The following is a 7,241-nucleotide window of genomic DNA, read 5'->3' on the forward strand; positions in this document are numbered from 1 at the left end:
CCGGGCGACCGGCCCCGGCGGCCGTCGTGATCCGGCCGCCCCACCAGCACCCCGCCGTCCCGGCGACCGACCCCGGTTTTCCCTCCCAGCCCGAGGAGGTTCCACGATCTTGATGATCTCGATGTCGCGTCGGATGCCGTTGCCACGCCGGAGTTCGGACGCACGGCGCAACGATATGGTCGACAACGCGTGACGATTCAACCTCGCGTCACGCGACACGACGATAGGTGGTGGCCGTCGCCCGTTCCGGGGGCTACCGTCCGGAACGTGAAGCCTCGGCGCTGCTCCCGCTCGGCCTGTTCCGCAGCCGCGGTCGCCACGCTCACGTATGCCTACGCCGAGTCGACAGCCGTACTGGGCCCGCTGTCCCCGTACGTCGAGCCGCACTCGTACGACCTGTGCGGCCCGCACGCCGATCGGCTCACCGTGCCGCTCGGCTGGGCGGTCGTCCGGCTCGAGGCCGAAGCGTCGCGTGAGGGTGGCCGTGAGGTTGCCGGGGATGACCTGGAGGCGCTGGCGGACGCTGTGCGCGAGGCCTCCCGGGGTGGTCCCGAGACGCCTCGGCGTGGTCCTGAGCCCCCCCAGGGCCCCCAGGGCTCCCAGGGCGGCCCTCAGACGCCTCCGGGGGGCCGTCGCGGTCACCTGCGGGCGGTGCCAAGCCCTTCCTGAGGCGGACCCGGCGTCCCTGCCCCCGTGAGCGGTGCCGGCCCTGGCCACCCCACCCCCGGGATCAACCGGGGCTGGGTGGCCATCGGGCCGGCCGCGGAGGTGGGTGGGAGCGGCGCGATGTGTCCCGCGTGGGCTTCCTCGGACGCGGTCCAGGGCCTGTCGGACCCGGCGGATAGGCTCGACCGAGCGCGGCCGCTGTGGCGCTGTGCGGGCCCCGGGGGACGGTTCACCCGGTGCGGGGGGACACCAGCCAGAAGGGTGGGGACCGGATGCGCGACCTGTCGCGGATCTTCAAGGCGTACGACGTCCGGGGTGTCGTGCCGGCAGAGTTCGACGCCGAGATCGCCCGGAGCACCGGCGCCGCGTTCGTGCGACTGCTCGACGCGGAGCGAATCGTCACCGCCCACGACATGCGCGAGTCGTCCATCCCGCTGGCCGCGGCCTTCGCCGAGGGTGCGGCCAGCCAGGGCGCCGACGTGATCGCCGCCGGCCTCGGCTCGACGGATCTGCTCTACTTCGCCGCCGGCTCGCTCGACATCCCCGGCGCGATGTTCACCGCCTCGCACAACCCGGCGAAGTACAACGGCATCAAGCTGTGCCGGGCGGGCGCGGCGCCGATAGGCCAGGAGACCGGGCTCGCCGAGATCCGGGCGATGGTCGAGCACGGCGTGCCCGCCGCCCCTGGCCGTGCCGGCACGGTCACCACACGTGACCTCCTTGCCGATTACGTGCGCTACCTGCACACCCTGGTCGACCTGTCCGGCATCCGGCCGCTCACCGTCGCGGTCGACGCCGGCAACGGCATGGGCGGGCTGACCGCCCCGGCGACCTTCGCCGGCCTCCCGCTGACCGTGATCCCGCTCTACTTCGAGCTGGACGGCTCCTTCCCGAACCACGAGGCCAACCCGATCGAGCCGGCGAACCTGCGCGACCTGCAGGCCGCGGTCCGCAGCTCCGGGGCAGATCTCGGGCTTGCCTTCGACGGCGACGCCGACCGCTGCTTCGTCGTCGACGAGCGCGGGGAGATCGTGTCCCCGTCGACCATCACGGCGCTGGTGGCCGACCGCGAGCTCGCCCACGAGCCGGGCGGGACGATCATCCACAACGTCATCGTCAGCCGGGGCGTGCCCGAGCTCGTCACCGAGCGCGGCGGGGTTCCGGTCCGCACCCGCGTGGGCCACTCGTTCATCAAGGCCGAGATGGCTCGTACCGGCGCGATCTTCGGCGGCGAGCACTCTGGCCACTTCTACTTCCGGGACTTCTGGCGGGCGGACTCCGGCATGCTCGCCGCGCTGCACGTGCTCGCCGCGCTCGGCGGCCAGTCCCGGCCGCTGTCCGGCCTGCTCGCCGGCTACGCCCGTTACAGCGCCTCCGGCGAGATCAACTCCGAGGTGGCGGATGTCGTCGCCGCGATGCAGGCGGTCGAGAAGGCCTACGCCCCGCGCGCCGCCGACGTCGACCATCTCGATGGTCTTACCGTCTCGTTCGCGGACGGGTCCTGGTTCAACCTGCGCCCGTCCAATACCGAGCCGCTGCTGCGGCTCAACGTCGAGGGCCCCGACGAGGCCACGATGCGCCGGCTGCGCGACGAGGTCCTCACGCGCGCCCGGGGCGGAAGGGAATCCTGATGAGTCTCGACCCGCTGCTGTTGGAGATCCTCGCCTGTCCGTGCAGCAAGCACGGTGAGCTGCGCTCCGACGAGCTGAACGGCGCTCCGGTGCTGGTCTGTCTCGCCTGCGACCTGGCCTTCCCGGTCCGGGACGATATTCCGGTGATGCTGCTCGACGAGGCCGTGCCGTTCTCCGGCCAGGCCGCGTCGGCGTCGAGCTGACACCCCGCGGCGTCGGCGTGTACCTCGACGAGGCAATCCTCGACGACACGGCCCGGATCGACAGCGGCGACGCCGCGGCGCTGCTGCCGCACACCGCCTCGGCGGCCCTGCAGGTGCGCCAGAGTGCCATCCTCGCGCAGGAGGCGGGGGTGGCGCGGCTGGGCGCCGATGGCCGGCCGCGGGCGGTCCTCGTCGCCGGGGTTGGCGGCTCATCGCTGGCCGCCGGCGTCCTGGCCGCCGTCGCCGGGCCGACAGGCCCCGTTCCGGTCATCGGCCACCACGCCCACGGCCTGCCGGGTTGGGTCGGCGTGTCCGACGTCGTCCTCGCCGTGTCCGCCTCCGGCACCTCGACGGAGACGTGCTCCGCCGTGGAGGAGGCGCACCGGCGCGGCGCGCGGATCGGCGTCATCGCGCCGGCGGACACCCCGCTTGCCCACCTGGCCGCGCTCGCCGGGGCGTCGTTCGTCCCGCTCGTCGGGCAGCGGCCGGCCCAGGCTCTGCTCTGGTCGCTGGCGGTGCCGCTGCTCGTCGCCGCCGAGGCCCTGGGCGTCGTCCGGCTCGGCGACGACGCCGTCGAGGCCGCCGCCGCCCGGCTGGAGGAGGTGGCGACCCGCTGCCGGTCGTCGAGCGAGTCCTTCGTCAACCCGGCGAAGACTCTGGCTCTGGAGCTGGCCGGCGCGCTGCCGGTGATCTGGGGTACCTCAGTGGTGACGGCGGTCGCGGCCGAGCACGCCGCCGCCCAGTTCGCGACGAACGCCAAGTATCCGGCTCTCGTCGGCGCGTTGCCGCATCCCGGCCATCATCAGGTGGCATTGTTCGACGGCCCCTTCGGGGCCGGCCTGGGCGCCGCTGACTCGGGTGGCCGGGACGAACTCGAGGACTTCTTCCGCGACCGGGCCGAGGAGGAGGAATCGACCCGGCTGCGGCTGATCCTGCTGCGCGACCCCGACGCCGAGCGGGCCGAGGTCACCCGCCAGGCGGAGGTCGCCGTCGCCGTCGCCGCCGAGCGTGGGGTCGGCGTCACCGAGCTGCGCACCGAGGGGTCCGGCCCACTGGAGCGGCTCGCCTCCCTGATCGGCCTGTTCGACTTCACGGCCGTGTACCTCGCGCTGGTGCTCGGGCTCGACCCGGCCCAGGTGCCCGCGGCCCGCGATCTCGGTCGGTAGTCCCCGCACCGAGCCAAAAGACCGTTTCGTACCGTTTTATCCGATACGGGTGGACCGACGTTCCGGCACAATGTCACAGGCCCGGCTGTCGGATCGGCGGCCGGCGCGCCGGCCGAGATGCCCGCAACGGCGGGTCGAGCACGGATGTGGCGTCCGGAATCGGGCGAAGAGGATCGGTTGGTGGACTCTGTATGGTCATGCCTGGCCGGTATGGCTGAGTTCGTCGACGAACTCGGCCTGTTCACCTTCGAGACGTACGTCAGGACTCGGGATCAGGTCATCGTCGAGCAGTCCAACCAGCTGCTGGAGCTGTTCACCCCGGTGATCAAGCTGTGGGAGGGGGGTGGACCAGCGGTTCCGGTCTCGGACTTGGCCTGACGGGCAGCCGGCGGCTCGTCGACGAGTTCACGATCGACAGCAGGCCGAGAGTGGGCACTACCGTACGGGTCGTGAAGTGCGCGCTGACCGCGCCCGGTGTGTTCCCGTGGGTGTGAGGACGTCGCGTGGTTCGGCGCGGCCGACCCCTCGGCCTCGCCACCCTCGCGGGCACCGTCGCGGCGGCACATGGCTTCGGTGGCACCGGGCCGCGGCGGGTCCGACGGTCCATCGGCGACCTTGCGGATGCTCTGCTCGCCGCGGCCCACGGGGCCACCGACGACGTCGCGCTCGTCTTCGTGGAGGCGACCGATCCCCGGTGAGTCGCCCGGCTCACCCCGCCCCCGACCTCGCCTGGGGCCGCCGCTGCGGCCGCGTGGCCCTGCCGGCTCGGCGGCCGCAGCCTACCGACCCCCCTGGTTCTGACCGTTCTGACTGCCGCCGTTCGGCTGCCCGCCGTTCTGGGCGCCGCCGTTCTGACCCCCGGTGCCGTTCTGGCCGTTCGGGGTGGTCGGCTGGCCGCCGTTCTGGCCGCCGAGCGGGGCGCTGCGAGCCTGCGGCTGGCCGAACACGCCGGGTAGGAGCTGCTGGCCGAGGTTCTGGAGGGTGTCCCCAAGGCCTGGGGCCGGCGACGGTGCGGGCGGCGGCGGCGGCGGCGGGGTGTTCTGCAGGCCGCCCTTGGTGCCGCGGGCCACGGTCGGGTCGGCGCCGGGCAGCGCGACCACCGGCTGGTTGGCCAACGCCGCCCGCATCGACTTGCCCCAGATGATGGCCGGCAGGTCACCGCCGAAGACCCGTGGCCAGGTCCGGCCGTCCGCGACGACGCCGCGTAGCGGGTGCGTCTCGGCGCCGGTGGGGTCGCCGACGGACACCGCCGCGGTCATCTGCGGGGTGAAGCCGACGTACCAGGCGGCGGAGTACTCGTCGGTGGTGCCGGTCTTACCGGCCGACGGCCGGCCGATCGCGGCGTTGGTCCCGGTGCCGTTGATCGGAACGCCGGCCAGCACGCTGGTCACCGTGTCGGCGACGCCCTTCGCCAGCACCTGCTCGCACTGCGGCGGGCGGGCGATGTCGATCGGGTCCTTGCTGGAGTCCATGGCTCCGGTGGCGAACCGGGGGGCGCAGCGCAGGCCGCCGCCGGCGATCGTCGCGTAGGCGTCGGCCATCTGCAGCGGCGAGACGTACATGTACTGGCCACCGCCGATGGCGGTCGCACCATCCGTCGGCCCGATCTTGTCGGCCTTCGGTGGGACGACGCCGAGCCGCTTGGCCATCTCCATCACCGCCGGGATGCCGGTCTTCTCCGCGAGCTGCACGTAGAAGGTGTTCACCGAGTCCCAGGTGCCGCGGGGGATGTCGTAGATGCCCGCCTCGGCCGGGTCGGAGTTCGAGAAGCCCTTGGCGCAGTCGCCCTCACCGCGGTCCAGGGGGAACTTCGGGCTGACGTAGCAGGCCGGTGAGTAGAAGGCCGTCGACGTGCCGTAGCCCTGTTCGATCGCGGCGGCGAGCACGAACGTCTTGAACGTCGATCCGGGCTGGAACGTCGCGTTCGTGGGCAGCGGCACCACCGTCTGGTTCAGGCCGGCGTTCGACCCGTACACCCGGTTGACCGCCATCGCGAGGATGTTGCCGGTGCCGGGCTGGATGACCACCTCGGTCGCGGACACCCGGTTGTCCGGGGCGATCGTCGAGCTCACCGCGTCCTGCGCCGCCTGCTGGACCAGCGGATCCAGGGTGGTGCGGATCACCAGGCCGCCCTCGTAGATGCGTCGGTTGCGTTCCTCGACGGTGGTGCCGAGCGCCGGGCTCGCCCGTAGCTGCGAGCGGACGTAGTCGCAGAAGAAGGGCGCGGTCGACGTCTCGCAGGAGTCCGCGGCCGGCGGCGGGGCCGGCACCACGTTCAGGGGCATCTGCTTCGCCGCATCCGCCTGTGTCGGCGAGATGTACTTGTTCTCGGCCATCTTGTCGAGCACGGTGTTGCGCCGGGCCGTCGCCGCCTGCGGGTGCGCGGCCGGGTTGTACCGCGACGGGCTCTGCACCAGCCCGGCGAGCAGGGCTGCCTGCTCGAGGGTGACCCGGGAGATGGGCACCCCGAAGTAGTGCTCGGCGGCCGTGCCGACGCCGTACGCGCCGTCGCCGAAGTAGGCGATGTTCAGGTAGCGCTCCAGGATCTCGTCCTTGGAGAAGCGCTTTTCGATGTCGAGGGCGTAGCGGAGCTCCTGGATCTTGCGGTCCAGCGAGTCGCCTGCGGCCACCTCACGTTCCTGGGTCGTGCGTGCGTTCTGCAGCAGCACGTTCTTGACGTACTGCTGGGTCAGCGTGGACCCGCCCTGGGCCACTCCGCCGGCCTCGCTGTTGCGCAGCGCGGCCCGGACGACGCCCTGCGGGTCGACCCCGCCGTGCTCGTAGAAGCGGGCGTCCTCGATGGAGACGATCGCCTCCCGCATGATCTTCGGGATGTCGCTGCCCGGGACGACGATGCGGTTCTCGGCCCCCCGCAGCGTCGCGATCACCGAGCCGTCGGAGGCAAGAATCGTCGAGCTCTGCGGCAGCGGCGGGGTGATGAGCTCGTTCGGCAGCCCGAGGAAATGGTCCGCGCTGCCCTTGGCGAACAGGCCCAGCGCCCCGACGAACGGCAGCGACAGGAGAGCGAGGACCACGCCGAGGGCGCTCGCCGTCAGTGCCATCTTCTTCAGCACGCGGCGCCGGTCCACCGGCGGTCGCGACAGGACGCGAGCCTCCGGCCCGCCGCTCACCGCGCCTGCGGCCGGCGCCTGGGAGTCGAGGGTGTCGCCGCGCCCCGGCCCGCCCGCGGCCCGGCCCGGCCCGTTCGTGGCGGTGCCGGCCGGCGTCACCGGGGCTTCGTCGGTCGCCGCGCGGCCGGTCGTCGCCGTCGGGGCGGCCGTGGCCGAGCGCGTTGCGGCCGGCTCCGAGCGGGTCGCCGCGCCTTCGTGGATCTTCGCACCGGCGGCAGTCGGCCCGGCCTTGGCCGCCGGTCCCGCCGCGCCTCGCGGCACGGCCTTACCCGTCGGTCCGGCCTTGCCCGTCGGTCCAGTCTTGCCCGTCGGTCCAGTCTTGCCCGTCGGCCCGGCCTTGCCCGCCGCTGCTCGTGGCGGGGTGGCTGCGCGTTCGGCCGCGACCCCGCGGGGCGTGCCGTCGGCGCGGGGCGGCACCCCGGTGGATCCCCCTCGCGACGAGCC

7 protein-coding genes are annotated in these 7,241 nt (G+C 73.1%); 6 read left to right on the forward strand and 1 reads right to left on the reverse strand.

The window, feature by feature from the left end:
- Positions 1-267 precede the first annotated feature (267 nt).
- The 6 genes from NBZ85_RS24815 (at position 268) to NBZ85_RS24840 (ending at position 4,364) form a co-directional block, all read left to right on the forward strand.
- Positions 268-669 carry a DUF3499 domain-containing protein gene (locus NBZ85_RS24815; protein ID WP_261554819.1) on the forward strand — a complete coding sequence of 134 codons (402 nt, stop codon included), beginning with the start codon at positions 268-270 and terminating at the stop codon, positions 667-669.
- A gap of 269 nt (positions 670-938) precedes the next feature.
- Positions 939-2,297 carry a phosphomannomutase/phosphoglucomutase gene (locus NBZ85_RS24820; RefSeq protein ID WP_261554822.1) on the forward strand — a complete coding sequence of 453 codons (1,359 nt, stop codon included), beginning with the start codon at positions 939-941 and terminating at the stop codon, positions 2,295-2,297.
- A complete protein-coding gene (locus tag NBZ85_RS24825; protein ID WP_261554818.1) occupies positions 2,297-2,500 on the forward strand; it encodes a Trm112 family protein in 204 nt (67 codons plus the stop codon). Before NBZ85_RS24820 ends, NBZ85_RS24825 begins: the two co-directional genes overlap by 1 nt.
- Positions 2,501-2,517: 17 nt before the next feature.
- Positions 2,518-3,666: an SIS domain-containing protein gene (locus tag NBZ85_RS24830; RefSeq protein WP_261554817.1), complete on the forward strand. Its 1,149-nt coding sequence runs from the start codon at positions 2,518-2,520 to the stop codon at positions 3,664-3,666.
- Positions 3,667-3,846: 180 nt separating this feature from the next.
- Positions 3,847-4,044, forward strand: coding sequence for a hypothetical protein (locus NBZ85_RS24835; protein ID WP_261554816.1), 198 nt, complete (start codon positions 3,847-3,849; stop codon positions 4,042-4,044).
- Between the two features lie 125 nt (positions 4,045-4,169).
- The gene (locus tag NBZ85_RS24840) at positions 4,170-4,364 is read left to right on the forward strand and encodes a hypothetical protein (RefSeq protein ID WP_261554815.1); all 195 of its coding nucleotides are present in this window, start codon (positions 4,170-4,172) and stop codon (positions 4,362-4,364) included.
- Between the two features lie 81 nt (positions 4,365-4,445).
- Here NBZ85_RS24840 and NBZ85_RS24845 read toward each other — a convergent pair.
- Positions 4,446-7,241, reverse strand: a 2,796-nt coding sequence (locus NBZ85_RS24845) for a transglycosylase domain-containing protein (protein WP_308205214.1), incomplete at its 5' end; no start/stop codon positions are given.

The sequence above is a fragment of the Frankia tisae genome (assembly GCF_025403405.1).
GTDB lineage: Bacteria > Actinomycetota > Actinomycetes > Frankiales > Frankiaceae > Frankia > Frankia tisai.

Excerpts from the sequence above, each read along its gene's own strand:
- NBZ85_RS24820 (WP_261554822.1), top strand. The coding sequence starts at position 939 with ATGCGCGACCTGTCGCGGATCTTCAAGGCGTACGACGTCCGGGGTGTC.
- NBZ85_RS24825 (WP_261554818.1), top strand. The coding sequence starts at position 2,297 with ATGAGTCTCGACCCGCTGCTGTTGGAGATCCTCGCCTGTCCGTGCAGC.